This window comes from Aeromonas sp. MTB (genome assembly GCF_056632455.1).
Map to the genome: position 1 here is coordinate 446,525 of NZ_CP147026.1, position 26,428 is coordinate 472,952.

Here is a 26,428-nt window from a genome sequence, read left to right on the forward strand (position 1 = left end):
TTCAAACAGTCATGAATTATTAACCTTGACCCGGATAGCGATTTCAACGATGGTAGCGTTGCAGCTCCGTTTCTCTCCGGTGGCCCTGTTGGCCGCTGGCGGCGTTGTTTTTTCATGTGCAGGGCGATATGCAACGAAATATCTCCAGCCTGTTATTCGGGCCAATAAAAATAATGATGACAGATTAATAAGGTATATATTGCAATGAGTGTTTCTATTGCTGAAAAGAGTAACCCTGTTTCAAAATTGAAATGGGAGAAAAGCGATTCTGTATGGACCATGGGCCTATATGCCACTGCTGTCGGTGCCGGTACGTTATTTCTCCCTATTACGGTTGGCAGTAATTCTCCGGTTATTTTGCTATTTATTTTATTGCTGGCTTTTCCGCTCTCTTATTATTCCCACCGGGCATTGAGCCGCTTTGTGCTCTCCAGCTCCCACAAGGAGGGGGATATCACCCATGTGGTGGAGGAGCACTTCGGTGCCAAGGCGGGCAAGCTGTTGATGCTGGTCTATCTGATGGCCTTCTACCCCATCATTCTGGTCTACAGCATCTCCATCACCAATGCGATCCAGAGCTTCGTGGTTCACCAGCTGGGGGATGCCGAGCTGCCGCGCGGCTTGCTGGTGCTGGGAGTGATGCTGGGTCTGCATCTGGTGCTGCTGGCTGGCAAACAGATCGTGGTATCGGCCATCAGCGTGCTGGCACTGCCGATGGTTGCCTTTCTGATTGGCCTCTCCATCTATCTGCTGCCCCAGTGGAGCCTCTCCTATTTCAGCGAGAGTCAGTCTGTGGACTGGCGTGATCCGGCGTTCTGGAAATCCCTCTGGCTGATCGTGCCGGTGATGGTGTTCTCTTTCAGCCATGCGCCGATTATTTCTTCCTTCAGCGCGGCGCAGAAGAAGCGCTGTCAGGAGAGTGCTGACCTGCGCACCAAGCGGATCATCAAGTGCAGCAGCATGCTGATTTGCGGCAGCGTGCTCTTTTTCGTGGTGAGCTGCGTGATGAGTCTGAGTCAGGCCGAGATGGCGCTGGCCCGCACCGACAATATCTCCGTGCTGTCGGCGTTGGCGAACAAGTTCTCCAACCCGCTGATCGCCTATGTGGGGCCACTCATCGCCATTCTGGCCATGTCCAAATCCTTCCTCGGCACCTCCATGGGGGTGAGCGAGGGGACGGTGAGCATGGTGAGCGGTGCCTGTCAGGGGCTGGGCCTCTCTCTCAAGGAGTCAACCATCGCCCGGGTGTCATCGGTGATCCTGTTTATGGTGACCGCCGTCATCACCTATCTGAACCCCAACGTGCTCGACATCATCGAGCGCGTCAGTGGCCCGCTGATCGCGGTGATCCTGTTTCTGCTGCCGGCCTGCTCCATCTATCGCTTGCCCGCACTCAAGCGTTATCGCGGGCCGAGTACCCTTTTTGTGTTGGTGATGGGGCTGCTTGCCATCTCGGCCCTTATCTACGATCTGCTTTGACCGGGCGGTATCCCGCACAAATCAAAAAGGGCGACCATCTGGTCGCCCTTTTTCTGTGCATCGGGGTTAGCCGAGCAGGCCGCTGGCGCTCTGGCCCGCCATCAGCAAGCCGATGGCCAGCACGCTGAACCAGACCAGGGTTGCGCTTACCAGCAGATAGCCGCTGGCGACGAACAGACCGTCCCGCTGCAACATGCCGGTGGCCAGCAGCAGGATGGCCCAGGCGGGCATGGCGTTGGTGAAGGGGATGGCGCCCAGGGGCAGCATCAGCAGCAGGGCGGCCAGCATGATCAGCAGGCCGTTGCAGCGGTTGACCGTGTTGCTGCCGGTCAGCACCAGCAGGCGTGGGCGGATAACGCGATCGACCCGGGCCAGCAGATCAGCCCCCTTGTGCAGGGTCGGCTTGAGCTGGTCGGCGGCGAAGCGGCGCTCCATCAGCGTGGCGGGCAGCCAGGGCACCCGATTGAGGGTGATGCCGATGCCGATAAAGAGGATCAACAGGCCAAACGGGGTGCTGACCCCGGGAATGGAGATCGGCAGCAGGAAGGGGACGGTGAGCAGGACGCAAAACAGCAGCATGCCCTGCTCGCCCACCAGCGCGAGCATCTGGCGCAGGCTGATGTGGCTCTCGTCGATGGCATGCGCGGTGGCCCGCAGGGTATCCGCGAGGGTAGTTTTGGGGTCGTTGAGTTGCGCGGCAACCATTCCCTGATGTCCTTTTGAGTAGTGATAACGGGCCCCGATGACCCGATTTGGCGCCAGCATACGTGGCAGAGGTTAACCGTCGATGAATGGTGGCAGGGGCGCATAGCGGCGCCAGTGGTGCGGCTCGGCGGAGGTTCCGGCGAGAGGGAAATCCCGCGATGAAAGTGATCCGGTACAGCCGCCGTTTAGGATGGGCCTAGGACGCCTCTGGTATGCTTTCTGCACAATCACACAGGGAGCAGGGGATGATGATGAAGAGAGCCGGGATAGCGATGATGGGGCTGTTGCTGCCACTGGGGCAGGCCTGGAGTAGCGAGGCCGCGACCACATCCGGTTGGCAGGTGACGCCATTTTTCGGCTACAGCTCAGCCATCGACTTCGAGAAGAGTGACGATGTGGTGCAGCCGGTGCCGCTTTCTGCATCGTTTGATTCACTGCAGGGACAGGGCTCCGGTAGCTGGGGTCTTTTTATCAGCAAGGAGGTGGATGATCCGGGCATGATCGAGCTGCTCTACAGCCATCAGTCCACCACCCTCTCTCCCGACCAGCCGGATCGCCTGACGGTGGACACCCTGCACTTTGCCGGTGCGCTTACTCTCTCTGACAACCTGATGGCGCCCTATATCGGCGCCGGGATCGGGGTGACCCGCTTTGCCGCCTACGACAGCGAGGTGACTCCTTCCATGTCGCTGGCGCTCGGGGTGCAACCGCGCCTCGCCGAGCATCTGGCCCTGCGGGCCGAGGTGCGCGGTTATGGCTCGCTGGTCAACGACAACAACCAGTTTCTCTGCAACCCGGAGCAGTGCGTGTTCAAGGTGCGCGGGGAGCTGGTAACTCAGTGGCAGGCCAATATCGGTCTTACCTTCCGCTTTTAGGCGGGGGGATTTTCCCACATGAAACAAGGGCCCTTGGGCCCCTGTCTCAGCAGCAATCTTCCGCCGTGATCGGCAATCAACCGGCAGATCTTCACGCCTCCTTGTTAGTCGGCATCGCCCATACCGCGCAGTTTCTGCCCGCCTCCTTGGCGCCATAAAGCGCCTGATCCACCCGTTTGAACAGCGAGACGGCCGGTTCCTTGGGCTCGCGGATCCCCACTCCCAGACTGACCGTCATGGTATGGGCCGGGTCGGGGGCTATGGTGCGGGTCGCAGTGAGCAGGGTGTTGGCCAGTTGCTGCAGCTCGGCTTCGTGGGCGATGGGCAGCAGCAGGGCAAACTCTTCACCCCCGACACGGGCCGCCAGCGCACCGGGCGGGCAGTGCTGTTGCAACAGCTCGCCAAACTGCTGCAACACCCGATCCCCGATATCGTGGCCGTAGTTGTCATTGATCACCTTGAAGTGATCCAGATCCAGCAGGATGAGAGCGTGGCAAATCCCCTGTTCCAGAAACAGCTGCTGATGAAAGTAGCGCCGGTTTGGCAGCCGGGTCAGATCGTCGAACAGCGCCTGTTGTCTGAGCTGGGTATTGATGTGAAAGAGATGGTGCATGGTGCTCAGGATGCCGATGCTGCTGAGCAGGATGCCACTGGAGCGCAGCAGATCCTCGGCATAGATGGCGAGCCAGAGTGGCTGCGCCACCAGCTCATCCATGATGTCGGCGGTGGCCCCCATGATCCACAACATCAGACCGCAGGAGAGCATGCGGTAGGTGTGGGTGGGCAGGTGGGCGCACTGCACCACCCAGAACAGGAACAGCATGGTGAGCCAGTTGATCACCTCGAAGCCAAAGCTGACGGCGTAAAAGCGCTCGTAGGGAAAGTGGGGCAGCAGCAACAGATGCAGGGCCATGATGGCCAGCATCACTATCCCCAGCAGCGCGATGTGGGCGCGATGCTCCCGGTCGAGATGACGGTAGTGGGAGAGGCTGATGTCGAGACGATCGAACTGCATGGTGTTCCTCGGATTGGGACTGCCATCACCTTGCAAACAAGGGGCTGTGTAATGGCATGCCGTGGTCGGATAACAGGAAACGGCTGGTCTGTCAGTGTAAACGAGCGGGCCCGCAGCGCGCGATATCGATGACGTCAGCTTGTGGGCTGGCTCAGGGTTTGCGCATTTCTGGTGCGTGAAGTATCGCCTGCCCTGTGACAGGGCGACCCTGGGCAGGTTAGCGCAGCTCATGCGCCAAATTGGTGCGTTGATGATGCGTGATCTTTCTAATACATTGATTTAAAAGGATTTAAATTTGTGGCCCGCTTTATGCTTTTTACATGTCAGACGGTCTCTTGCGGTCATCGGCGGCAGATGCAGTGATGAGGAAGTGGCAAGAGACATCCCCGTGCCGGGCGCGGGTGTGATTCTGGCGGGTTGCAGCAACACCTTGCGGTTCGCCACAGATTCAATCAGGGAAACGGAGCCGGTCTTGTACCGGTACGACAGGGAAGGAGAGTGCTCTATGGTCAAAAAATGGATGATGGCGGGTCTGACGATGTTGCCTGCCTTGCTGGTTACCCCAAGTTGGGCCGAAGAGGTCGCTCAGGTACAGGCGGCGGTGGCTCCGGTTGCCGCCATGACAATCAACAAGGGTGACAACACCTGGATGCTGCTCTCGGCGGCGCTGGTGATCCTGATGTCGATCCCCGGTCTGGCCCTCTTCTACGGTGGTCTGGTGCGGGCCAAAAACATGCTGAGCGTGCTGATGCAGGTCTTTACCCTGTTCTGCCTCATCTGTGTGCTCTGGGTGATCTACGGCTATTCGCTGGCCTTTACCGAGGGGGGCAATTTCTACGGCTCCTTCAGCAAGGTGCTGCTCAAGGGGGTGACCCCTGACTCCATCGCTGCCACCTTCAGCAAGGGTGTCGGGATCAGCGAGCTGATCTATGTGGTGTTCCAGGGGGCCTTTGCCGCCATCACCTGCGGCCTTATCGTGGGGGCGTTCGCCGAGCGTATCAAGTTTGCCGCCGTGCTGCTCTTCTCGGTGATCTGGTTCACCTTCGCCTATATCCCACTGGCTCATATGGTGTGGTACTGGGCGGGTCCGGATGCCTATACCAGCGCCGAGGCTGCGGCCACGGCGACTGCAACGGCCGGTTATCTGTTCCAGCATGGTGCGCTGGACTTTGCAGGCGGCACAGTGGTGCACATCAACGCCGCCGTAGCGGGTCTGGTGGGTGCCTATCTGGTGGGCAAGCGTCTGGGCTACGGTCGTGATCCCATGACCCCCCACAGCCTGACCATGACCATGATCGGTGCCTCCCTGCTCTGGTTCGGCTGGTTCGGTTTCAACGCGGGCTCCGCGCTGGAAGCCAACGGTATCGCCGCTCTCGCCTTTATCAACACCTGGGTAGCGCCGGCTGCGGCAGCTCTCTCATGGACGCTGGCCGAGTGGGTGATGAAGGGACGTCCCTCCCTGCTGGGTGCGGCATCCGGTGCGGTGTCCGGTCTGGTGGTGATCACCCCGGCAGCCGGTTTCGTCGGTGTGGGCGGTGGTCTGGTGATGGGACTTATCAGTGGCGTGGCGGGTCTGTGGGGTGTCCACGGTCTCAAGCGCATGTTGGGAGCCGATGACAGTCTGGACGTGTTTGGCGTACACGGGGTGTGCGGTATTCTCGGCGCCCTGCTGACCGGCGTCTTTGCCAGCCCGGATCTGGGCGGCACCGGGGTGTGGGACTATGTCACCAATCAGGTTGCTGAGGGCTACTCCATCCTGACTCAGGTGAAGATCCAGGCTATCGGGGTCGGTGTCACCCTGCTCTGGTCCGGTGCCGTGGCGGCGATTGCCTTCAAGGCGGTCGACATGCTGGTGGGTCTGCGGGTGAACGGCGATGCCGAGCGGGAAGGGCTGGATGTTACCTCCCATGGCGAGAAGGCTTACAGCATGTAATCCCGAACGTCAGACAACAAAAAACCGCCGGAACCGGCGGTTTTTTTATGACTCTAAAGCTGCAAAGCCTGAGTTCACACGCTTAGTTCACGACGGCCACGTTGATGCTGCCATTGCCCTGGGTCATGCGCACGCGAGCACCCGGGGTGAAGGTGGGGCTGGCTTTCTGCACGACCACGATGGCTTCGCCGTTCTCTTTCTTGATCTCCAGCTCGACGCCGTCGACCTGATTCATCTTGTTGCCGATGGCGTTGCCTGCCGCAGCACCGGCGATGGCGCCGCCTGCGGCTGCGATGTCGCGTCCGGTGCCGCCACCGACTGTGCTGCCCAGCAGGCCACCGACCACGGCGCCGCCAATGGTGCCAATCAGGGAGTTCTCATCGGCCTGGATCTTCACCGGGCGGGTAGAGATGATGGTGCCGTAGCTGACGGTCTGCACCTGTTTGGCGCGGTCTTTGGTGTAAACATCGCCAGAGTAAACGTCACTGTTGGCGCATCCGGTGATGGTGGTCGCTGCCAGCAGGGCAATAAGGGTCATACGCTTCAACATGGTGGGCCTCCTGGGCTGCACGTAATTTGAACAATCCGGTTGATGAGTGAACTTTACTCCAACCCCGTCACACATGAAATCGGCAAAATGTAACCAATTATGCGTTCTGTAACCGGTTTTGTCCTTGAATCGCAGCTGTACCGGAGAGGGTTTTAACCAGCAGCAGACGGTCTTCTCCGGGGCCGAAATAGTCGGCTATTTCCGCCTGCAATGTGTAACCGAGCCGGTAGTAGAGGCGCTGGGCCGGATTGGCCGGATCGACCGTGAGCCGCAGTTCGCTGATCTGCAGCGCCTGCTGGTTGGCCTCCATCTGGCGCATCATTCGCTCGGCCAGACCAAAACCGCGTGCCTCCGGCAGTACCGCCAGCGAGAGTACCCAGCCTTGCGACCGCTCCTGACCGAATCCCCCCAGCACATACCCCACCAGCTGCCCCTCGTATTCGGCCACCAGCAACAACTCGGGCCACAAATCCATCGCCTGACGGAAGAAGAAGGCGGGATAGACATCTTCGCCAAACACCTTGGCATCGATCTGCCAGATGGCGTGCATGTCATTGTGGGTGGCGGGGCGTAGCAGGGGCGGGTTGTGGTGCATCAGGACTCCATTGGCAGCAAACGGATCGGCAACGCCGCTGACCTTGGGGTCAACGGCAAAAAAGGAGTCATAGGGTAGTGGTCATCCCCTGCCGGATGCAAGGGATTGGCGGTTATGGCGGCAGGGGGCGGCTCTGGGGCAGTTTGGGCGCTTTGCGCAAGCCGTCGAGCAGGTGGCGGAGGGTGAGCCAGGGGTGGCGCAGCAACATGCGTGGGCCGCTCCACTTCATCACCTGCTGGATCTGTTTGCGCATCGCCGGGGCGTAGCAGTGGATGTTGCAATTGGCGCAGGTGGGTTTGTGGCCGTGGCCATAACGGCAGCGGCGCAGGCGCTGATGGGCGAAATCCCGCAACTGGCGACAGTGGCGGCAATGGGGATCCTGATGATGGTGCTGGCAGTAGAGGCGGATCATGGCGCTGACCGTCTGCTGCTCGCGCATGAGTCTGGGATGGTCACTCGCCTTTTTGCTGGCTGCGGCGTGTGAGCCCCGGGCTGGGCTGGCATGATGACTTTTCATGGCCGCCATTCTCCTGACCTGCTCGCATGGGGTGTTGATACAGGTCAAAAGGGGGGATAAAAAACAGGGCCCGCAGGCCCTGTGTCATCAGATGAGGCTGGTTGCCTGCTCCAGCCAGGCGAGATCCTCGCCCTCGAGCAGCGGGCTCAGGCGGCGGAACACCTCAACGTGGTATTCGTTGATCCAGCGGAATTCGGCCGGGCTCAGCAGGCTGCGGTCGATCAGGCGGGTATCGAACGGCACGTAGGTCAGCCGCTCGAAGCCCAGCATCGGCAGCTCGCCAACCTGTTCCAGCTCGGTCACGACTACCAGGTTCTCGCAGCGGATGCCGAAGCCATCTTCACGGTAGTAGCCCGGCTCGTTGGAGAGCACCATGCCCGGTTGCAGGGCAACCATGCTCCCTTTCGGCGCGATGCGCTGGGGCCCTTCGTGGACGCTCAGGAAGTGGCCGACGCCGTGGCCGGTGCCGTGGTCATAGTTGTAACCGGCCTGCCACAGCGGCATGCGGGCCAGCACGTCGAGCTGGATACCGGCGGTGCCACGGGGGAAGCGGGCCTGATCCAGCGCGATATGGCCCTGCAGTACCCGGGTAAACATCGCCTTTTGCTCTTCGCTCACCTCACCCACCTTGATGGTGCGGGTGATGTCGGTGGTGCCATCCATATACTGGGCGCCGGAGTCCAGCAGATAGAGGCTGTCCTGGCCAAACGCGCGCGGGGTGCCATTGGTGTGGTGGTAGTGGCACATGGCGGCGTTGGGGCCGAGCGCAGAGATGGTATCGAAGCTCGGCTCGACGTAATGCTCCTGCTCGCGGCGGAACGCTTCCACCTGATCGGCCAGGGTGCCTTCATCCACCCCCTCGAACTCGCCGGAGGCGACCAGCCGATCCAGCCAGGCGAGGAAGCGGGTCATTGCCACGCCATCACGCAGGTGAGCGGCACGCATACCGGTCAGCTCGATCTCGTTTTTGCACGCTTTCGGCAGCATGGTGGGGTCTTGCCCTGCCACCAGAATGGCACCCGCCTCTTCCATGACGAGCTGGGTCCAGGCGTTGGCGCTGTCCGGATCGGCCAGCACCTTCTGCTGATCTTCACCGATGCGCTGCAACACGTCGCCCAGCTTGTCGATGGGGTAGACGGAGACATCCTGCCCCACGTGTTGGGTGAAGGCGAAGCAGTCAATCTTGTCGGTATCGACGAAGAAATCCATGCTGGTGTTGGCGTAGAGCACCGCAAAGCCCAGCACCACCGGCAGCCGGTCGATGTCGCGGCCACGCAGGTTGAGCAGCCAGTTGATGGGCTCGGCCTGGGTCAGCAGCACGGCATCCAGCCCGCGCTTGCGCAGATCGGCCGCAAGCTGTTCACGTTTGGACTGGCTGGACTGGCCTGCCAGCTCCTCGCTGTAGAGGATGACCGGGCTCTTGGTCGGCTCCGGGCGATCGCTCCAGTTCAGGTCGATGGGGTTCTGCTCGACGCGGATCAGCTCGATACCGCGGTCGGCCAGCACGGCCTTGGCATTCTTGTACCAGGTCAGGCTGTGCAGGCGGGCATCGAAGCCAACCCGGGAGCCTGACGGCAGCTGTTCGGCCAGCCACTGCACATGGGGATTTTCAATGAGGTGGAGGAATTCGAACAGTTCGGCGGGGGTTTGCATCCGCGCCTGCACCGTATAGCGACCATCGACAAAGAGGGCTGCCCGCTGGGCCATGATGATGGCAACCCCGGCAGAGCCGTTGAAACCGGTGATCCAGTCAAGCCGCTCGGCATAGGCGGGGATGTACTCGCCGAGGTGCTCATCATCGTGGGGGACGATAAATGCGTCCAACTCCTGCATGGCCAGCTCGGCCCTGACTTGGGCGACGCGGGTTTCAATTATCTCGAAATTATTCATGTCGTTAGTGCCAGATGGTTGCTATATGAGTGTTCAGTTTTTATGGCCGCTGGCCAGGATCCGCTTGATCGACTGACCTGCCGCTTCGATATGCTGCCTGAGCAGCACCACCGCCTCGTGCTTGCGCCGGGCGCGGCACAGTTCCAGCAATTGGGCGTGTTCACGCTCCGCCTTGTCCACCCCGTCACTGGCAAACAGCAGCTCGAAGCGGACATAGCGGTCACAGCTCAGATTGATCTGGGCGATCAGTTCAAGTGCCTGGGGGCGACCGGCTGCCTGATAGAGGGTGGCGTGAAAGCTGTGGTTCAACTCTGCCCAATGTTCGATCTGGGTGCCTGACTCCAGGGCGTGATCAAACTGGGCGAGGATCGCCTCCGCTTGTGCGAAGGTGGCTTCCGTCATCTTGTCGACGGCGTGAAACAGGGTATCGGCTTCCAGCAGCGCTCGCAAATAAAAGAGCTCTTCAATGGCCGAGGCGTCCAGCATGGTGACCACGGCGCCGCGATGGGCTTCGAACTTCACCAGCCCCTGCGCTTCCAGTTGCATCAGGGCTTCGCGCACCGGGATGCGGCTCACGGCCAGCTCTTTGGCAATGGCATCCTGACGCAAGGGGGCGCCAGCGGGGAACTCCCCACGGAGGATCCGGCCACGGAGGTTTTCCATCACCATCTGGGTTCGGGTCTTGTAGGGTGGGGTCATGGTCGGGTCACGATTGGGCGTTACAGAATTGTATATTGTATAAAGTTTGGCTGAATCTAACCTGTCACAACAGGCAAAGGCAAGGTTTTGGCCCTTTTAACGGGGGCGATGGCAGCGTTCGGGGCTCCACAAAAACAAAAATGCCGGTCAGCGTGGCTGACCGGCATGATGTCACTGATACGAAGCGAGCCTGTTACAGCTGCGGGCCTGCCGCAACCAGACGTTTGCCTTCGTCGTTATCGGTGAAGCGCTCGAAGTTCTTGATGAAGCGCCCTGCCAGATCGACGGCCTTGGCATCCCACTCGGCCTTGTCGGCGTAAGTGTCGCGCGGGTCGAGGATCGCTGGGTTCACATCGTGCAGCGCGGTCGGGATCTCCAGATTGAAGATTGGCAGCACCTTGGTCTCGGCCTTCTCGATGGAGCCATCCAGGATGGCGTCGATGATAGCGCGGGTATCCTTGATGGAGATGCGCTTGCCGGTGCCGTTCCAGCCGGTGTTGACCAGATAGGCCTCTGCACCTGCCGCTTCCATCCGTTTTACCAGCTCCTGACCGTACTTGGTCGGGTGCAGGGAGAGGAAGGCTGCGCCGAAGCAGGAGGAGAAGGTCGGAGTCGGCTCTGTGATGCCGCGCTCGGTACCGGCCAGTTTGGCGGTGAAGCCAGACAGGAAGTGGTACTTGGTCTGCTCCTTGGTCAGCTTGGAGACCGGGGGCAGCACGCCGAAGGCGTCGGCAGTCAGGAAGATCACCTTGGTGGCGTGACCTGCCTTGGAGACCGGTTTGACGATGTTGTCGATGTGATAGATGGGGTAGGAGACGCGGGTGTTCTCGGTCTTGGAGCCATCATCGAAGTCGATGGTGCCATCGGCAGCAACGGTCACGTTCTCCAGCAGCGCATCGCGACGGATGGCGTGGTAGATGTCCGGCTCAGCCTCTTCGGAGAGCTTGATGGTCTTGGCGTAGCAGCCCCCTTCGAAGTTGAACACACCGTGGTCATCCCAGCCGTGCTCGTCATCGCCGATCAGCTGACGCTTGGGATCGGTGGAGAGGGTGGTCTTGCCGGTGCCGGAGAGGCCGAAGAAGATGGCGACGTCGCCGTCCTGACCCACGTTGGCGGAGCAGTGCATGGAGGCAATGCCGCGCAGGGGCAGGAAGTAGTTCATCATGGAGAACATGCCCTTCTTCATCTCGCCACCGTACCAGGTGCCACCGATGAGCTGCATCTTCTCGGTCATGTTGAAGGCAACGAAGTTCTCGGAGTTGAGACCCTGCTCCTTCCAGTTCGGGTTGGTGCACTTGGCTCCGTTCATCACCACGAAGTCGGGCTTGAAGGTTTTCAGCTCTTCATCGCTCGGGCGGATGAACATGTTTTTCACGAAGTGTGCCTGCCAGGCCACCTCGGTGATGATGCGCACGGCCAGGCGGGTATCCGGGTTGGCACCGCAGAAACCGTCGACCACAAACAGGCGCTTGCCGGAGAGCTGTTTGGTGACCAGCCCTTTCAGATGTGACCACACTTCCGGGGTAATGGCTTTGTTATCGTTTTTACCCTGGTCAGACCACCACACAGTATCCTGGGTAGTGGCATCTTTGACGATATATTTATCTTTCGGGGAGCGACCGGTGAAGATACCGGTGTTTACGTTGACGGCGCCCAGCTCGGTCACCACACCGCGCTCGAACCCTTCCAGGTCAGGGCGTGTCTCTTCCGCGAAAAGCTGCTCGTAAGAGGGGTTGCGAACGATTTCTTGGCTGTTTTTGATGCCGTACTGGTCCAGTCCTAATTGTTGGGCCAGGGTGGGTTCTGCCACGATTGTCATTGTATTCTCCTGGGTTCAGAGGTTGGTAGGGTTCTATCTGACGGTCATCCTATCACTTAGGTGGTAGAGTTTAGCGATCGCCATCAAACTTTATAAAATAGGGTATTTTTTTGTTATTAAAGTTAAAGGCGGGTTTTGCCCGCCTTTAATTAGTGTAACTGGTTTGCATCATTGCCGGGAGCCCTGCTGAACAGGGTTTCGACATCGATCCCATTAAATTGGTACTGGGCGCCGCAATAATCACAGTGCATGTCGATCTTGCCGAGCTCCTGCACCATCTCCATGACCTCTTCCTTTTCTATCTGCAACAGGGCCCCTTCGCAGCGCTCGCGGGAGCAGGTGCAACGGAACTCGACCGCCTGCGGATCGAACACCCGCACCTTGTCCTGATGGTAGAGACGGTAGAGGATCTCTTCTGCCTGCAGGCCGAACAGCTCTTCATCCTTGATGGTGCTGGTGAGCTGGGTCAGGTGATCGAAGTCGTTGCTGTGATCCTCGCTCTGGGCAGGCAACTCTTGCAGCATGATGCCGGCAGCGCGCGGCACACCTTCGTGGTAACCGGTGCGGATCCACAGCTTGGTGGCCAGCTGTTCGGAGCGGGCGAAGTAGTGCTCCAGGCAGCCCGCCAGAGTATCGGCATCCAGCGCGATGATGCCCTGATAGCGCTCGCCCTGCTCCGGGGTGATGGTGATGATCAGCTGGCCATTGCCGATCAGGCTCTGCAGCTTGCCATCGCTCGGCAGCTCGCCTTCATAGCGGGCCACGCCGCGCAGCTGCTGGTTGTTGTCACCGTTGATCACGGCCAGACGCACCGGGCCATCGCCCTGCAGCTGTACGGTAATGGAGCCTTCAAACTTGAGGGTGGCGGTCAGCAGGCTGGTGGCAACCAGCAGCTCGCCCAGCAGTTTTTGCACCTGCACCGGGTAGTTCTGGGCTTCCACTACGTGGCGGTAGGTGTGATCCAGCTGGACCAGCTCGCCACGCACTTCGTACTCTTCAAACAGATAGCGATACAGCAGATCTTGGTTGCTCATCATATGTTCCTGGCTTTTCGGTGAGGTAAATCGGGCGGGCTGGGGTTGATGCCAGCCCGGTATCAAATCGGGGTCGGTCAGTACTGTTTGACCTTGAGCAACTGGCGTCGCTCCTGTTTGTCGGGGCGGCGCTCGGGGCTGGGGGCAAACTGGCTGTTGAAGCGGCGCGCCTCGCTATTCTCGGCCCGTTTTTTCAGGCTCTCGGCGGTCTCTTCATAGAGCTGCTGGGCCAGCGGGGCTGATTTACGCTGCTCGCTCAAGGCCAGCACCCGCACTTCGCGTTCGTCCTGCCCCTGCCAGAAGCGGATCAGTGCACCCACTTCCACCTGTTTGCCCGGTTTGCTGCGCTGACCATTGTAGTGCACCTTGCCCCCGTCTATCTGATCCCGCGCAATGGAGCGGGTCTTGTAGAAACGGGCTGCCCACAACCACTTGTCGAGACGAACCTCGAGGGCACTTTCTGCATGATTGGGCATGAACAGGCTCCATAACGGGGAAAAGAGGTGGTCGATTATACCAGAGCACGGGGGCGGGATAGAAACCGGGCAGCCGCCGCGCGGGGCGCAAACCATGTCAAGGTGATGCAACATATGGGCAGTTTGCTGATTCACAAGGGAAAGCCGCTGCTTTATCGGGTATCCATGGGGGCTGGGAGTGGCCTTCATACCGCGCATATAACACTGCCGCCCCGGTTGGGGGCGGCAGCGTTCACATCCATCGACCATGTCAGAGTCAGAAGTGATCGTGCTGATCCGGCTTCTTCTGGTCGTGGGGGCCTTCGCTGTGGGCGATGGCGGTGCGGATCAGATCAACCCCGGCGCGGATAATCAGCACCCCCATGTTGACCAGCTTGACGCAGACCCACATGAAGGTGATGAGCAGGATTAGCTTGAGCACGGTCTGGAACGCTTCCAGGAAGTTCTGCTCCAGCTGGGCGGTCAGGCCGTTGGCGCTGGTCATCAGCCAGGTGTAGACCTCGCGCACGAACGGGATGCGGCTTGGCATCTCCAGCACATCCAGTGCGGCAGGGAGCGCCTGGAAGATGACGATGCTGCCGAACAGGATCAAAATGACACCGATGGCGATGCCGAGGAAAAAGCCGAACTGTCTCATGGAGGGCTCCAGCGTTTGCTGCATGAAATTGAAGATAGCCGCCAATAGTAGGGAGTGCCCTGCTTCATCGCAATCTTCCGTGCACCGCCAGCGTGGCGGGAACGGCGGCAATCCGGCCGCTACCGTTGCCCAACTATCTGATTTCTGGGAGGCTTGTCGCCATTGTGCATAGGGAAAGCAAATTGATGTCGAGAACCCTCTTTTTACTCTTGCTGGCGCTGTTTGCCGCTCTGCCACCCCTGAGCGCCGAACCGGTGGCTCCCTCGGCGGCGGCCTGCGCCATCCGCCATCAGGATCAACTGCTGCTGGTGCAGGATCGCATCTCCTCCCGTTACAGCCTGAGCGGCGGCTATATAGATGGCGACGAGCGCCCCGAGCAGGCGGCGCTGCGCGAACTCTATGAAGAGACCGGCTTGCGGGGGGAGGTGGTGCAGGAGCTGGGTCGCTGGCAGCGGGCGCTTATCTTCGCCTGCCGCACGCTGGAACCCATTATCGCGCAGCAAGACACTGCGTTTGTCTCCATCCTGAAGGCCCCCAATCTGGGCGGGGAGATCCTTAACGCTCGGCTGATCGCCATCGACCAGCTGCCCCGCGAGCAGCGCCGATTCCCGGATCAGCTCGACTGGCTGCAATCCCGACTGGATAAGGTGCCAGAGAGCGAGGTGCGCTGGCAGTCCGATTTCGTGATGCAGGGCAATGCGCTGCATCAGGCCGAGATCCCGCTGATGGTGCGCCTGCAGCAGTGGCTGGGGCCCGATGTCTGGTGGCTGTCGGCCAGCAATCTGTTTGGTTCAGGCGGCTTTCAGCTTGCCCTGATACCTTTGCTGCTCCCGCTGCTGGGGTGGCCGCGGCTGCGCCAGTTGCTGTTCGCCATGCTCTGGCTCGGCTTGCTGGTGCAGGCAAGCAAGGAGGGGATCGGCTGGCCGCGCCCCTTCCATCTGCAACCGCTGCTGGCAACCCAGAGCGCGCAAGGCTTTGGCATGCCGAGCGGCCATACCGCCTCGGCCCTGCTGTTCTGGGGGGCGCTGCTTGGCTGGCTCTGGCCTGCCCGGCGCGGGCTGGCCTATTCGCTGGCCTTGCTGCTGGCGCTCACCACAGGTCTGGCGCGGGTCTGGCTCGGGGTGCACTTTATCTCCGATGTGGCGGTGGGGTTGCTGATTGGTGCCTTGCTGCTGGCCGCTCGCCCCTGCTGGCGGCTGGATCAGCGTTCATCCGTGTGGGGCTTGCTGATCGCTGCAGCACTGGTTTGTGCGGGCCTGACCCAGTCGGCCCATCTGGCCGGGATCGGACTGGCGGCGCTGGGCCTCTGGCTCGGGGGGCGGGTCACGCTGGTGCGCGACGGTTATTCCCCGTGGCTGACCGGCGCCGTGGTGCTGGCTGGCATGTTGCTGATGGTGGCGGGCGCGTGGGCATTGCCGCTGTTGACCAGTAGTTCGCTCACTATCCTGCTTGGTCAGTTTGCGCTCTTTTTCGGGCTGGGGCTCTGGTTGAGCGCTGGCCTCTGGTGGATACTATCTCTCTTGAAACAAGACTCTAGACCCAGGGGCGGATGCCCTGACAGGGAAACCCTATGAACATGAAAAAAGTGGATTTGGCCAAGATAACCCTGGGGGTGCTGTTTCTCAGCATCCTGATTATCTCCTGTTTCCTGGTGTTGCAGCCCTTCCTGCCTGCGCTGGTGTGGGCCACCATGATCACCATCGCCACCTGGCCGCTGATGCTGATGGTGCAGCGCCTGTTGTGGGGCAAGCGCACCCTGGCGGCCCTCTTTATGACGCTGGTGCTGCTGCTGATGTTCGTTATCCCGCTCTTTATGACGCTGGCCAATGTGGCGGAGAAGGCGCCCATGCTGATCGAGCTGGGTACCCATATCAGCCAGTCACCGCCGCCGGAGCTGCTCTGGCTGCAACAGATCCCGTTGGTGGGCGACAAGCTCTATGACTTCTGGCAGCAAATTCTGGCGAGCGGTGGTCAGGTGCTGTTTGCCAAGCTGGCCCCCTATTTTGGCCAGACCGCCCGCTGGCTTGCCTCTCAGGCCGGTAATCTGGGGCTGCTGTTCGTCCACTTCCTGCTGACGGTCGGTATCTGTGGTGTGCTCTATCACTCGGGTGAAGTGGTGGCGACCGGCATTCGCCGCTTCGCCCACCGGCTGGCGGGTCAGCGTGGTGACAACGCCACTGTGCTCGCTTCACAGGCGATCCGCGCCGTGGCGATGGGGGTCGTAGTGACCGCGCTGGTGCAATCCTCGGTAGCCGGTGTCGGCCTGCTGATTGCCGGTATCCCCTACGCCATGGTGCTGGTGGTGGTGATGTTCCTGCTGATCGTCGCCCAGATCGGCCCCTTCCCGGTGCTGCTGGCCTGTATCGGCTATCTCTACTGGAGTGGCGACACCACTTGGGGCACCTTCCTGCTGGTGTGGTCACTGATTGCGGGCACCATGGACAACTTCCTGCGCCCCTTCCTGATCAAGCGTGGCGCCGACCTGCCGCTCATCCTCATTCTGGTGGGGGTAATCGGTGGCTTGCTGACCATGGGGATCATCGGTCTCTTTATCGGCCCCGTGGTGCTGGCGGTGGGTTACACCCTGCTGGATGCCTGGATCAAGGAAGATGACCAACCGGCGACCGCAGCGGTGGAACCGCCCAAGGCCCAATAACGATTCAGTAAAAAGACGATTCGGTAACAAGATGAATCAGCCATCCATCGCTGATGCCAGGAGCCGCCCATAAGGGCGGCTCTGTTGTTTATTACCATCCCATGTAGGTTCGATTAGCGAAGCGTAATCGGACGATCGCGATGCCGTTATCCTGGGGTTTCCGTGAATCAGCGGTATCTGGCTGGGGGAAATATGGATGGCCGTTATAGCGGGGAAATGGATTGACGCGAACGTCCGATTACGCCTGACGGCTAATCGAACCTACAGGCCTGTTTTTTTCATATCGATTTAATTAAACCAGATATCGAAATGAAAATATATTTTGCAATATGTATCACGACTCCCTAGCCAGTTTATGATTATAAATCAGTGGTCAGATTCAGCTGGTCTGCTGGCTAGATTGACATACTGTGCTGGCTGGTGGCGAAGACTTAATACTATCGTATATGACCGAAGCCAGTAACGATCCGGCAACTCCAAGGAAAATTGCAAATGCACTTGAAATAACAAGTGCAATTACAGGTTTCGCTTTAACGAAGTCGAAGACTCTATAGTAGAGATGCTTTCGAATTTTCCTTATCTCTTTCTGCACAGTATTAATTTTTTGGTTAGATACTCGCTCGTTTCTTAGGCGTTCTTCGCACTCACTACATACAACAGGTTTATTACATGATTCAACTAGATCTGATTTGATACCATTCATGTCGAAAAGGCACCCGCGCGTCTCATCGTGAGTGAAACTTGGGGCTTCACCATATTCGGGTATTTTGTTCCCTGAGCGGAGGTAGAGTAGAGTGTAGGCGTAGAGAACCCGAAAGATCGCGTTCTCAAGCGGGATATTCTCCCAAACAAGAAAATCTCTAATCTGGCTGAATGTGAAGACGATTTGATTATTCCCGAGTCGTCGAGAGTACCAGTTGTCTTCAATTGGTACGTTGACGATGGCTAGGAGAAAATCTGCACCAGTACAGGTAGGAAGCTGATTTCTCAAAAGTTCATCAGAAAACTCCCAGTCAGAACCATCTGAATCACAGCGTAAGTCGAAATTGTCAATCCCACCGATCAGCTCAAATATCTCAGATTTCCATGCTGAAATATGTTGAAGGTTTAGGTGCAATGGGAGGTGACCGATCGTAACAAGCTTTATTTTTACTTTTTCCATGTGCGTAGTAACTCAAGAGGCATAACGTTTGGTTAAGGGGCGGGTTTTAGCTCGTCCCAGTGAGCGAATCGAACTGTTTGACCCAGTTTTTATGTGCCTCTGACTCGTACCGCTTTTAAGGTTTCGGTTATGAATGGTGTTCTTCCATCAGTAAAACCATCACCGTCTGGGTCGAAATTCTCGCACTTTGAGCTTTGGTACGTTGCGGTCTCTGGAGTTGTAATTTGCCACTTCCAATCATTCAAGTCCCCAGATTTCTTGCTGCCATAGGGTTTTTCAAATGTGCCATCTTTAGCGACAACTAGCAGGTCAATGTTATCTAGATGGAACTCAGGCTTGCTTTTTATTTGTTCGGATACAGAGCAATCACCAAAAATGAAAAAATCCCAGTCAGACTCTGGTTTCGCTGTGCCATTAGCCCTAGAGCCTATTAGCCATATGCTTGCAATGCCTTGTACATCTTGTACCAAAGCATCTAGTAGTTCATTTATTTCTGCAGTAAACATAATTTTTCCTCGGTACATAACAGTGATTAGGTGTAGGGCTGTGCTTATCCGACTAGAGAATTTCCATATAACTCTGATTCACTTGGATAACTGCCACGAAAATCTCATTTTAAAGCATAAATTTTAACTGCCTAACTGGGGAGCTGAACTTGCTGATGCAACATCCTCTTTTGGCTCTACTTTTCAGTCGTGCAAAATACACATAAGGCGTAGCAATGGAAAGCGCCATCCGGCCTCCTTTTCATAAACAAGTCAGTAGTGTGAGCGGGGTTATATATCAAAAGATCGAAGGAATGCCTCGGCCAGCAATTTGCCGAGGGTGAACCCGACCGGGAGGGGGCGGGCTTGCCACCCTCTGAGGCAGGTCACTGAATCGGGCAAGCAAGAGTGGTTAAATGGTCGGCTCACATCTTGCCGGATATTGCTGTGACCATGCCATCTGACCTTCAGCCGTTGCTCGCCTGGCCCGACTATCTGCAGGCATCCTGGCTGCGCTGCGCCCACCAGACCAGTGCCACCCTCTGGCATCCGCCCCACTGCGCCAAGGGGCAGACCTTGCAGAGCCTGCGCCAGCGCAAGCGGGATCTGCTCACCACCGGCGAGATGGCCCTCGAGGATCTCTACGAATTTATGGAGGGGCGCTCCTGCGCCCTGCTGCTCACCGACGAGAGTGGCTGCCTGTTGGCCCAGATCGGCCACCCCGGCACGCTGGCGGAGTTGGCAGCGCTGGGGTTTGGCCCCGGTGCCTTTTTCAGCGAGGGGCGCATCGGCACCAATGCCATCAATCTGGCGGCGCTGGAGGGAGTGCCGCTCTGCGTCAGCGGCCCCCAGCACTTCAACCAGACCCTCCACCCGTGGCACAGCTGCGCCAGCCCGGTTTACAACAGCAATGGCCGTCAGGTCGCCATCATTGCGTTGATTTGCAAGGTGGAGGAGGCGAGCGCGGGCGATCTGGCGCTCACCGTCAGTGCCGGGCGCGAGCTGGCCCATCTGCTGCAGATGGAGACCCTGATGCAGGAGTCCCAGCACCACCTCAGCGAACTTTACGCCCTGCTCGATGGCATGGATGACGGCGTACTGGCCTGGGATCCGCAGGGCCGACTGCGCTACCTTAACGCGCTGGCGGCCAATCGGCTGCGGCTCGATCCCGCGCTCTGTCTCGGCCAGCCGCTGGAGCAGCACCTGCTGTTGCCCCAGCGGTTGCAGCTGGCCATCAGGGGGCAGACGCCGCTCAGCCATGTGGAGGTGACGCTGGAGCGGCTCGGCGCGCAGGAGGGGGAATTTATCAATGCGCTGGTGAGCCTCAAGCCGCTGCCGGGGCCGGAGGGGGTCAGCTTTATCGCCCTGCTGCACCCGGTCGATCGGCTGCGGGCCATTCATCAGCTGCGCCAGACGGTGCCCGAGCTGTCGGCACTGGTGGGGGAGTCGAGCGCCATGCGCAAGCTGCTGCGCTACGCCCGGCAGGCGGCCCAGAGTCAGGGGCCGATCCTGCTGCGTGGCGAGGAGGAGGTGGGCAAGGCCCAGCTGGCGGAGGCGATCCACTTTGGCAGCGAGCGGGCCGCCGGGCCGCTTATTACCCTCAACTGCAAGGCGCTGCCGAGCGAGCGGATGGCACTGGAGCTGATGGGCTCCGACGAGGCGGGGCAGGAGCGGGCGGGCAAATTCGAGCTGGCCCACGGCGGCACCCTGGTGCTGGAGCAGGTGGAGTGCCTCTCCGCTCCCATGCAGGCGGCGCTGCTGCAACTGCTCAAAACCGGTCGCATCCAGCGCTTCGATTCGGCCCGTATCCTGCCGCTCAAGGTGCGGATCATCGCCACCAGCAGCGCCCTACTGGAGCAGCTGGTGCAGGAGGGGCTGTTTGGCCGCCAGCTGCTCTATGCCTTGCAGGCGTGCGAGCTCTGGCTGCCGGGGCTGCGAGAGCGCGCGGCGGATCTGCCGGGCCTTATCAACCAGCAGCTGGCGGCGCAGGGGCGCGAGCCGGTGCGCCAGTTCAGTCCGGCGGCCCTCGATTGCCTGCTCGCCTATCCCTGGCCCGGCAATCTGGGGGAGCTGCGCAGCGCCGTCGAGCATGCGCTGCTTCATTCCGGTCAGGGGCCGATCCCGCCCGAGGCGCTGCCCGCCGCCATTCGCCACGGCTATCAGCGGGTGGCGGATGAGGTGGTGGGGCAACCGCTGCTCACTCTGGCCGAGCTGGAGCGGCAGGCCATCTTGCGCTGCGCCCACGTCTGCAAGGGACAGGTGAGCCAGATGGCCCAACATCTTGGCATCAGCCGCACCACCCTCTGGCGGCGACTGAAACTGCTCGAGATCGATCCCGCCGACTATCACGGTTGACGGCGATCCGAGCTGTCGCCAATCGGCCCGCAGAAAATGAAAAGGCCCCGCAGTTGCGGGGCCGTTTTATATGGCAAGGTCAGCAGTGGCGCGATTACAGCCCCAACTGGTGGGCGGTGACGATGGCCGCCAGCACATCCTCGGCGGTGACCTTGAACGGCATATTGTGGATGGTCTCGCCCTCGGCGGTGGAGGCTTTGGCCACCTCCATCAGGCGCGCCATATCCAGCTCCTTGACCCCCATCATATGCAGGTTGGTCGGCAGGCCCACTGAGCGGCAGAAGCCCAGCACGGTTTCGATCTCCGCCATCGGCGCATTCTCCAGCACCAGCTGCACCAGGGTACCGAACGCCACTTTCTCACCGTGGTAGAGGTGGTGACACTCGGCCAGCTGGGTCAGGCCGTTGTGGATGGCGTGGGCGGCGGCCAGCCCGCTGCTCTCGAAGCCGATACCGCTCAGATAGGTGTTGGCCTCGATGATGTTCTCCACCGCCTTGGTGCAGAGCCCCTGTTCTACCGCCAGCTTGGCCTTGTAGCCATCGGCCAGCAGGGTTTTGTAGCAGAGCTCGGCAATGGCCTGCGCCGCCAGCGTAGAGGCACCACCGGCCATGGTCTGGCAACCGGAGACCTTGTTGGCGCGCGCCTCGAAGTAGGTGGAGAGCGCATCCCCCATGCCGGAGACCAAGAGCCGCACCGGGGCGCGGGAGACCACGCCGGTATCCATGATGACCATGTTGGGGTTGGTCGGGATCATCAGGTATTCGCTGAACTGCCCCTCCGGGGTGTAGATGACAGCCAGCGCGCTGGTGGGGGCATCGGTGGAGGCGATGGTGGGCACTATGACCACCGGCACCTTCTGGTAGAAGGCGACCGACTTGGCGGTATCCAGCGTTTTGCCGCCGCCGATGCCGATGATGACGTCAAACGGGGCCTGCTGGCAGCGGGCCAGCAGGCGGTCGATCTCGGGGCGGGAGCATTCGCCGTTGAAGCAGTCGAACTCCGGCTGGATGCCGGCACCGTGGAAGCTGGTGGCCACGGTATCGCCGACCAGCTTGGTGACGAAGGCGTCGGCCAGGATCAGCGGCTTGGCGCCGAGCGCTTTGACGTAGTTGCCGATATTGGCGAGGGCCCCGTTGCCTTGCACGTATTTGCTGGGGCTGATGATAATGCGGTCCATATTCTATCCCTCTCTCTTTACTAATTAAGAATCGGGGCGAAGGGGCGGCAGTGCCGGGGACTCCTTCGTCTTGAATGAAGCTGCACAGGCTCAGCGAGCGAGTGCAGCCCTTGAAACAGTGGCGTCAGTCGCCGAAGCGATCAAAGGCCAGCTGCTGGAAGCAGGCCAAGGCGGCGCTGGCATCCTCGCCGCGCGCCAGCAGGGTGAGCTGGTCGCCCTGACGCACATTGAGCATGGCGAGCCGGGTCAGGCTGCGGGGGTTGGCCTCTTTATCCCCCTTTTGCAGCTTGAGTTCAGCGGCAAATGGCTTGAGGGCGGCCACCAGTCGGGCGGCGGGGCGCACATGCAGGCCGTGGGGGTTATCCACCACCACCTCGCAGCGCAGCCAGCCGTCGTCGGCAACGGGGACTGTCTCGGTGGCTGCCTGCGCTGGGCTGGCTGGCAGCATCGCCTGTTTCGGGCCCAGCGCGCCGAGCGCCTCGGCGGCCACCTCATCCAGCGTCAGGCCGGAACCGGCCGCCACCACGGCGGCCAGAGTACCCTCGACCAGCGGGGCGGGGCAGAGCCGCACCCTCGCGCTCAGCTCCGGGGGCAGCAGTTCGAGGGCGGTTTCGGCACTCAGGAGGGCGCTGCCCAAGTCCATCAGCACCAGCACGCCGCTGCCGTCATCCGCTTCTTCTATCGCACTCATCACCGCGATGGCATCGGTGCCGATGGGGTGGTCGGGGTCATCGACCCCAGCCGCCAGCAGCAATCTGGCCGGACTGCCGAGCTGGTCGGCCAGCGCCTTCAAGCCAGCTGCCAGCTGGGCGCTGTGAGAGACAACTACGATTCCGATCATGTCACAACCTCGCTCTGTCACGCAGGGCGGTCAGCAGCAGCAGGGTCGAGGTGGCCCCGGCATCCTGATGGCCGATGCTGCGCTCACCAAGATAGCTGGCGCGCCCCTTGCGGGCCTGCATCTGGATGGTCGCCTCGGTACCTGCTGCGGCGGCTGCCACCGCCTTGTCCAGCGCTTCGTTCAGGGGCAGTTCTTGCTGCTGCGCCTGTTGCAGGGCCGCCAGTGCCGGCCACCAGGCATCGCACATGGTCTTGTCGCCCGGCTCGGCACGGCCGCGAGAAACAATGCCCTCGACCCCGTCACTCAGCATTTTGCACAGCTGACTGAGGCTCAGGCTCTGGCAGGCGTCGGTGCTGGCTGCCGCCCGGATAAAGAAGGTGCCGTAGAGTGGGCCGCTGGCACCGCCGACCGAGGAGAGCAATGTCATGCCGGTGGTTTTCAGCACCTGACCGATATCCTTGTCCGCCACTGCGGGCAATTTCTCGGCCACTTTGGCGAAGCCACGCTGCATGTTGAGGCCGTGGTCACCGTCGCCGATGTCGGTATCCAGCGCGGTGAGGTAGTCACGCTGCTCGGTAAAAATGTGTTCGCAGTCGAGCAGCCAGTTGACGATGTGATGCTTGCTTAACATGGGTTCTCCTTAGCAGCCGCGACGCAGGGCGGGGGTGTGAACGGGGGCATCCCACAGGGTCATCAGCTCGTCATCCACCTTGAGCAATGTGATGGAGATGCCGGTCATGTCGAGGGAGGTGCAGTAGGGGCCAATCAGGTTGCGCACCAGATGGATGCCCGCCTCCTCGCACAGGGTCGCGAGGCGACCATAGACGCCATAGAGCTCGGAGATGGGGGTGCCGCCGAGGCTGTTAACCAGCGCGATAACCCGATCGCCCTTGTTGAGCGGCTCGATAAAGGTGTGCTCCTCCTGCCAGATGCCGCTGGTGCGATCCCAGTGGCGCAGGGTGCGGCCATAGGGGGTATTGTCCGCCAGCTCGCTGAACATGTCGTCCACCAGGGTATTGAGGTCGGTGAAGGGGCGACGTTCGATGCCCGGTTCGCCGTGGATACCGACGCCGAACTCCAGCTCGTTGTCCGCCAGGGTGAAGGAGGGCTTGCCTGCGGCAGGCACGGTACAGGCATGCATTGCTACGCCTATGGTGCGGCTCTGGTTGTTGATGCGGCGGGCCAGCGCCTCGCAGCGCGCCAGATCGTAGCCCGCCTCGGCGGCGGCACCGACCAGCTTCTCGCAGAGCACGGTCGTGGCGACGCCACGGCGACCGGCGGTGTATAGGCTGTCTTTGACCGCGACATCGTCATCGATCAGGGCGAAGCCCACTTTGACCCCGTCACCGTGCAGCAGCTCGACCGCGGTCTCGAAGTTGAGCACGTCACCGGTGTAGTTTTTCACCAGAAACAGCACGCCCGCGCCGCCATCAACGGCCTGACCGCACTCGTACATCTGATCCGGGGTCGGGGAGGTAAAAATCTCGCCGGGGCAGGCGCCATCCAGCATCCCTTTGCCCACCAGACCGCCGTGCATCGGCTCGTGGCCGCTACCACCGCCGGAGACCAGCGCCACCTTGCCCATCACGGGGGCGTCGGCGCGGGTGATGTAGTGGGGTTCGATACGTACCTTGAGCTCGGGGTGGGCGGCTGCCATCCCCATCAGTTGTTCACGGACCACGGCATCGACGGCATTGATCAGTTTCTTCATGGCTCACTCCTTGGCTTGCCACCGCTCGGGTGGGCAAATGGTTGATGGAGCCAGTCTAACGACAGAAAAAGGGATAAAAATGACGGGCGATTTGGTTCGGATTTGAAACAGCAGAAGGGGGATGGATGTTTCAATCTGAAACAGGGCAGGGCTGGCGGGCGGGAAACTGTTAGCTGACTCACAGCCATGAAAAAGGGCCCCGCAGGGCCCTTGGCTATAACCGGAATATGCGGACGGGTTAGATGGCCCAGCCACCGGCATAGAAGACCACCAGCGCCACGGCGATGATGACGGTGCCGACGTTCAGCTTCTTCCACTCGGCAGCGAAGATGCGGCCAACGACCAGCGCCACGAAGCCCAGCATGATGCCGGTCACGATGTTGCAGGTCAGCACGATAAAGACGGCGCACAGCATGCCGGAGAGCGCATCGACCGAGTCGCTGAAGTCCAGCTTGGTGACGTTGCCCAGCATCAGCAGACCGACGTACATCAGGGCCGGTGCGGTGGCGTAAGCAGGTACCAGATAGCTCAGCGGGGAGAGGAAGATCATCAGCAGGAACAGCACGCCGACCAGCGCGGCGGTCAGACCGGTCTTGCCACCGGCAGCGGTGCCTGCGGCAGATTCGATGTAGACGGCCGCCGGAGCACCGCCAACAGCGCCCGCTACCATGCTGCTGACGGAGTCGGCAGTCAGGGCCTTGCCGCCGCTGATGATGTGGCCACGTTCGTTGATGAGGCCAGCCTGACCGGCCACGGCACGGATGGTGCCGGTGGCGTCAAACACGGCGGTCATCACCAGCGCCAGTACGGTCGGAATGACTACCGGATTGAGGGCGCCCAGCAGATCCATGCTGCCTACCAGCGATCCCTTCTCGCCAGTCAGGCTCGGCATGGCGAAGAAGCCCTGCCAGGTCACTTTCGGGTCGAAGATAAGGCCGAGGATGGAGATGGCGATAATCACCATCAGGATGCCGCCCGGCACCTTGCGACGCTCGAGACCGAAGATGGCAGCCAGACCCAGCACCGTCATGATGACCGGGAAAGCGGTTACTTCACCCAGTTGTACCGGCAGACCGGCCCCTTCGTTCTTGATCACCATGCCGACGCCGTTGGTGGCGATCAGCAGCAGGAACAGGCCGATACCGATACCGGTACCGTGAGCGATGCCGGAGGGGAGGTTATCCAGGATCCACTGGCGCACGCCGGTGACGCTGATCAGGGTAAACAGCACACCCATCAGGAAGATGGCGCCGAGGGCGACCGGAATGCTCAGTCCCTGACCCAGCACCAGACTGAAGGCGGTAAAGGCGGTGAGGGAGATGGCGCAACCGATAGCCATCGGCAGCTTGGCCCACAGCCCCATCAGCAGGGAGCCGAAGGCGGCGATCAAACAGGTGGCCACAAACACCGGGCCCTGCTCAAAGCCGGCAGCACCCAGCATGTTCGGCACCACTATGATGCTGTAGACCATCGCCAGGAAGGTGGTCAGCCCCGCGACCAGCTCCTGACGCACGCTGCTGCCGCGCGCAGAAATGGAAAAATAAGAGTCCAGAAAGCCGCCAGTCCCTGTTTGGGCGGCCATATCTTGCTTTGCCATAACTAATCCTGAAAGTGTGAAGGAAATCGTTTGCGTTGGTGGCGCGCAAAATAGCAAGAATTCGCGGCAAATACAGCGGATAACCGGACTTTTTCGTCACTATTTTACATTTTGAGTCCATTCGGAGCTCATTCTAAGACTCAAGCGGTGAGAGCGTGTAAGGGAGGGATCAAGCTGTCGGGGGAGGGGAGATCAGTGAGGAAAAAGCGGGGAAAAACAA

The 26,428-nt window shown here is 60.3% G+C and carries 24 protein-coding genes; 6 read left to right on the forward strand and 18 right to left on the reverse strand.

Annotated features, from left to right (window positions below; all coding sequences use genetic code 11):
* Positions 1-204: 204 nt before the first annotated feature.
* Complete coding sequence (locus WBR25_RS02130) at positions 205-1,479, forward strand: amino acid permease (protein WP_479749327.1); 1,275 nt, start codon at positions 205-207, stop codon at positions 1,477-1,479.
* A 66-nt stretch (positions 1,480-1,545) separates the two neighbouring features.
* Here the strand turns inward: WBR25_RS02130 and WBR25_RS02135 are convergent, their stop codons facing one another.
* Positions 1,546-2,184: an exopolysaccharide biosynthesis protein gene (locus WBR25_RS02135; protein ID WP_479749328.1), complete on the reverse strand. Its 639-nt coding sequence runs from the start codon at positions 2,182-2,184 to the stop codon at positions 1,546-1,548.
* A 251-nt stretch (positions 2,185-2,435) separates the two neighbouring features.
* Here WBR25_RS02135 and WBR25_RS02140 point away from each other — a divergent pair, with 251 nt between their 5' ends.
* Positions 2,436-3,059: an outer membrane beta-barrel protein gene (locus WBR25_RS02140; protein ID WP_479749850.1), complete on the forward strand. Its 624-nt coding sequence runs from the start codon at positions 2,436-2,438 to the stop codon at positions 3,057-3,059.
* 91 nt (positions 3,060-3,150) lie between these two features.
* Here the strand turns inward: WBR25_RS02140 and WBR25_RS02145 are convergent, their stop codons facing one another.
* Positions 3,151-4,074: a GGDEF domain-containing protein gene (locus WBR25_RS02145; RefSeq protein WP_439974705.1), complete on the reverse strand. Its 924-nt coding sequence runs from the start codon at positions 4,072-4,074 to the stop codon at positions 3,151-3,153.
* Between the two features lie 505 nt (positions 4,075-4,579).
* On the opposite strand from WBR25_RS02145, the gene amt reads away from it, so the two are divergent.
* The gene (amt, locus tag WBR25_RS02150) at positions 4,580-6,007 is read left to right on the forward strand and encodes an ammonium transporter (RefSeq protein WP_005342989.1); all 1,428 of its coding nucleotides are present in this window, start codon (positions 4,580-4,582) and stop codon (positions 6,005-6,007) included.
* A gap of 82 nt (positions 6,008-6,089) precedes the next feature.
* On the opposite strand, the gene WBR25_RS02155 is transcribed toward amt, so the two are convergent.
* The 9 genes from WBR25_RS02155 to WBR25_RS02195 form a co-directional block, all read right to left on the reverse strand.
* Positions 6,090-6,557, reverse strand: coding sequence for an outer membrane lipoprotein (locus tag WBR25_RS02155; RefSeq protein ID WP_005340126.1), 468 nt, complete (start codon positions 6,555-6,557; stop codon positions 6,090-6,092).
* Between the two features lie 97 nt (positions 6,558-6,654).
* Positions 6,655-7,152 (reverse strand): GNAT family N-acetyltransferase, encoded by a 498-nt coding sequence (locus WBR25_RS02160; RefSeq protein WP_043822605.1) that lies wholly within the window; start codon positions 7,150-7,152, stop codon positions 6,655-6,657.
* A 112-nt stretch (positions 7,153-7,264) separates the two neighbouring features.
* Positions 7,265-7,669, reverse strand: coding sequence for a nitrous oxide-stimulated promoter family protein (locus WBR25_RS02165; protein WP_005356534.1), 405 nt, complete (start codon positions 7,667-7,669; stop codon positions 7,265-7,267).
* Between the two features lie 87 nt (positions 7,670-7,756).
* Positions 7,757-9,559: an aminopeptidase P family protein gene (locus WBR25_RS02170; protein ID WP_201948143.1), complete on the reverse strand. Its 1,803-nt coding sequence runs from the start codon at positions 9,557-9,559 to the stop codon at positions 7,757-7,759.
* A 33-nt stretch (positions 9,560-9,592) separates the two neighbouring features.
* Positions 9,593-10,258 (reverse strand): GntR family transcriptional regulator, encoded by a 666-nt coding sequence (locus WBR25_RS02175; RefSeq protein ID WP_005340138.1) that lies wholly within the window; start codon positions 10,256-10,258, stop codon positions 9,593-9,595.
* A 193-nt stretch (positions 10,259-10,451) separates the two neighbouring features.
* The gene (gene pckA, locus WBR25_RS02180) at positions 10,452-12,077 is read right to left on the reverse strand and encodes a phosphoenolpyruvate carboxykinase (ATP) (RefSeq protein ID WP_005340139.1); all 1,626 of its coding nucleotides are present in this window, start codon (positions 12,075-12,077) and stop codon (positions 10,452-10,454) included.
* Positions 12,078-12,226: 149 nt separating this feature from the next.
* Positions 12,227-13,111 carry an Hsp33 family molecular chaperone HslO gene (gene hslO / locus WBR25_RS02185; protein WP_236320308.1) on the reverse strand — a complete coding sequence of 295 codons (885 nt, stop codon included), beginning with the start codon at positions 13,109-13,111 and terminating at the stop codon, positions 12,227-12,229.
* Positions 13,112-13,188: 77 nt separating this feature from the next.
* Positions 13,189-13,587: a ribosome-associated heat shock protein Hsp15 gene (hslR, locus tag WBR25_RS02190; RefSeq protein WP_005340141.1), complete on the reverse strand. Its 399-nt coding sequence runs from the start codon at positions 13,585-13,587 to the stop codon at positions 13,189-13,191.
* Between the two features lie 256 nt (positions 13,588-13,843).
* Positions 13,844-14,224 carry a hypothetical protein gene (locus WBR25_RS02195; RefSeq protein WP_005340143.1) on the reverse strand — a complete coding sequence of 127 codons (381 nt, stop codon included), beginning with the start codon at positions 14,222-14,224 and terminating at the stop codon, positions 13,844-13,846.
* Positions 14,225-14,409: 185 nt separating this feature from the next.
* Here WBR25_RS02195 and WBR25_RS02200 point away from each other — a divergent pair, with 185 nt between their 5' ends.
* Positions 14,410-15,798 (forward strand): bifunctional NUDIX hydrolase/phosphatase PAP2 family protein, encoded by a 1,389-nt coding sequence (locus WBR25_RS02200; RefSeq protein ID WP_479749329.1) that lies wholly within the window; start codon positions 14,410-14,412, stop codon positions 15,796-15,798.
* Positions 15,795-16,880 (forward strand): AI-2E family transporter YdiK, encoded by a 1,086-nt coding sequence (gene ydiK, locus WBR25_RS02205; RefSeq protein ID WP_479749330.1) that lies wholly within the window; start codon positions 15,795-15,797, stop codon positions 16,878-16,880. The genes WBR25_RS02200 and ydiK overlap by 4 nt, the downstream gene beginning before the upstream one ends.
* Positions 16,881-17,259: 379 nt before the next feature.
* On the opposite strand, the gene WBR25_RS02210 is transcribed toward ydiK, so the two are convergent.
* Positions 17,260-18,042: a hypothetical protein gene (locus WBR25_RS02210; protein WP_479749331.1), complete on the reverse strand. Its 783-nt coding sequence runs from the start codon at positions 18,040-18,042 to the stop codon at positions 17,260-17,262.
* 89 nt (positions 18,043-18,131) lie between these two features.
* Positions 18,132-18,548 carry a nucleotidyltransferase domain-containing protein gene (locus tag WBR25_RS02215; RefSeq protein ID WP_180993767.1) on the reverse strand — a complete coding sequence of 139 codons (417 nt, stop codon included), beginning with the start codon at positions 18,546-18,548 and terminating at the stop codon, positions 18,132-18,134.
* 432 nt (positions 18,549-18,980) lie between these two features.
* Between WBR25_RS02215 and dhaR the strand changes: the two genes are divergently transcribed.
* Entirely contained in the window at positions 18,981-20,882 is a 1,902-nt protein-coding gene (gene dhaR / locus WBR25_RS02220; RefSeq protein WP_479749332.1) for a dihydroxyacetone kinase operon transcriptional regulator DhaR, read from the forward strand.
* Between the two features lie 94 nt (positions 20,883-20,976).
* Here the strand turns inward: dhaR and WBR25_RS02225 are convergent, their stop codons facing one another.
* From WBR25_RS02225 to WBR25_RS02245, 5 genes are all read right to left on the reverse strand, one after another.
* On the reverse strand, positions 20,977-22,059 hold the full coding sequence (locus WBR25_RS02225; RefSeq protein ID WP_270820879.1) for a glycerol dehydrogenase: 1,083 nt from the start codon (positions 22,057-22,059) through the stop codon (positions 20,977-20,979).
* A gap of 124 nt (positions 22,060-22,183) precedes the next feature.
* Positions 22,184-22,900, reverse strand: coding sequence for a dihydroxyacetone kinase phosphoryl donor subunit DhaM (dhaM, locus tag WBR25_RS02230; protein WP_479749333.1), 717 nt, complete (start codon positions 22,898-22,900; stop codon positions 22,184-22,186).
* Between the two features lies 1 nt (position 22,901).
* Positions 22,902-23,531: a dihydroxyacetone kinase subunit DhaL gene (gene dhaL / locus WBR25_RS02235; RefSeq protein ID WP_005355013.1), complete on the reverse strand. Its 630-nt coding sequence runs from the start codon at positions 23,529-23,531 to the stop codon at positions 22,902-22,904.
* Between the two features lie 9 nt (positions 23,532-23,540).
* Complete coding sequence (gene dhaK, locus WBR25_RS02240) at positions 23,541-24,611, reverse strand: dihydroxyacetone kinase subunit DhaK (protein WP_479749334.1); 1,071 nt, start codon at positions 24,609-24,611, stop codon at positions 23,541-23,543.
* Between the two features lie 238 nt (positions 24,612-24,849).
* Positions 24,850-26,208: an NCS2 family permease gene (locus WBR25_RS02245; protein ID WP_005356503.1), complete on the reverse strand. Its 1,359-nt coding sequence runs from the start codon at positions 26,206-26,208 to the stop codon at positions 24,850-24,852.
* Positions 26,209-26,428 lie beyond the last annotated feature (220 nt).

Excerpts from the sequence above, each read along its gene's own strand:
- dhaL (WP_005355013.1), bottom strand. The coding sequence starts at position 23,531 with ATGTTAAGCAAGCATCACATCGTCAACTGGCTGCTCGACTGCGAACAC.
- WBR25_RS02225 (WP_270820879.1), bottom strand. The coding sequence starts at position 22,059 with ATGGACCGCATTATCATCAGCCCCAGCAAATACGTGCAAGGCAACGGG.
- WBR25_RS02130 (WP_479749327.1), top strand. The coding sequence starts at position 205 with ATGAGTGTTTCTATTGCTGAAAAGAGTAACCCTGTTTCAAAATTGAAA.
- WBR25_RS02145 (WP_439974705.1), bottom strand. The coding sequence starts at position 4,074 with ATGCAGTTCGATCGTCTCGACATCAGCCTCTCCCACTACCGTCATCTC.
- WBR25_RS02245 (WP_005356503.1), bottom strand. The coding sequence starts at position 26,208 with ATGGCAAAGCAAGATATGGCCGCCCAAACAGGGACTGGCGGCTTTCTG.
- WBR25_RS02200 (WP_479749329.1), top strand. The coding sequence starts at position 14,410 with ATGTCGAGAACCCTCTTTTTACTCTTGCTGGCGCTGTTTGCCGCTCTG.
- hslO (WP_236320308.1), bottom strand. The coding sequence starts at position 13,111 with ATGAGCAACCAAGATCTGCTGTATCGCTATCTGTTTGAAGAGTACGAA.
- dhaK (WP_479749334.1), bottom strand. The coding sequence starts at position 24,611 with ATGAAGAAACTGATCAATGCCGTCGATGCCGTGGTCCGTGAACAACTG.
- pckA (WP_005340139.1), bottom strand. The coding sequence starts at position 12,077 with ATGACAATCGTGGCAGAACCCACCCTGGCCCAACAATTAGGACTGGAC.
- amt (WP_005342989.1), top strand. The coding sequence starts at position 4,580 with ATGGTCAAAAAATGGATGATGGCGGGTCTGACGATGTTGCCTGCCTTG.
- WBR25_RS02140 (WP_479749850.1), top strand. The coding sequence starts at position 2,436 with ATGAAGAGAGCCGGGATAGCGATGATGGGGCTGTTGCTGCCACTGGGG.
- WBR25_RS02160 (WP_043822605.1), bottom strand. The coding sequence starts at position 7,152 with ATGCACCACAACCCGCCCCTGCTACGCCCCGCCACCCACAATGACATG.
- dhaM (WP_479749333.1), bottom strand. The coding sequence starts at position 22,900 with ATGATCGGAATCGTAGTTGTCTCTCACAGCGCCCAGCTGGCAGCTGGC.
- WBR25_RS02170 (WP_201948143.1), bottom strand. The coding sequence starts at position 9,559 with ATGAATAATTTCGAGATAATTGAAACCCGCGTCGCCCAAGTCAGGGCC.
- WBR25_RS02175 (WP_005340138.1), bottom strand. The coding sequence starts at position 10,258 with ATGACCCCACCCTACAAGACCCGAACCCAGATGGTGATGGAAAACCTC.
- WBR25_RS02135 (WP_479749328.1), bottom strand. The coding sequence starts at position 2,184 with ATGGTTGCCGCGCAACTCAACGACCCCAAAACTACCCTCGCGGATACC.
- hslR (WP_005340141.1), bottom strand. The coding sequence starts at position 13,587 with ATGCCCAATCATGCAGAAAGTGCCCTCGAGGTTCGTCTCGACAAGTGG.
- WBR25_RS02215 (WP_180993767.1), bottom strand. The coding sequence starts at position 18,548 with ATGTTTACTGCAGAAATAAATGAACTACTAGATGCTTTGGTACAAGAT.
- dhaR (WP_479749332.1), top strand. The coding sequence starts at position 18,981 with ATGCCATCTGACCTTCAGCCGTTGCTCGCCTGGCCCGACTATCTGCAG.
- WBR25_RS02165 (WP_005356534.1), bottom strand. The coding sequence starts at position 7,669 with ATGAAAAGTCATCATGCCAGCCCAGCCCGGGGCTCACACGCCGCAGCC.
- ydiK (WP_479749330.1), top strand. The coding sequence starts at position 15,795 with ATGAACATGAAAAAAGTGGATTTGGCCAAGATAACCCTGGGGGTGCTG.
- WBR25_RS02155 (WP_005340126.1), bottom strand. The coding sequence starts at position 6,557 with ATGTTGAAGCGTATGACCCTTATTGCCCTGCTGGCAGCGACCACCATC.
- WBR25_RS02210 (WP_479749331.1), bottom strand. The coding sequence starts at position 18,042 with ATGGAAAAAGTAAAAATAAAGCTTGTTACGATCGGTCACCTCCCATTG.
- WBR25_RS02195 (WP_005340143.1), bottom strand. The coding sequence starts at position 14,224 with ATGAGACAGTTCGGCTTTTTCCTCGGCATCGCCATCGGTGTCATTTTG.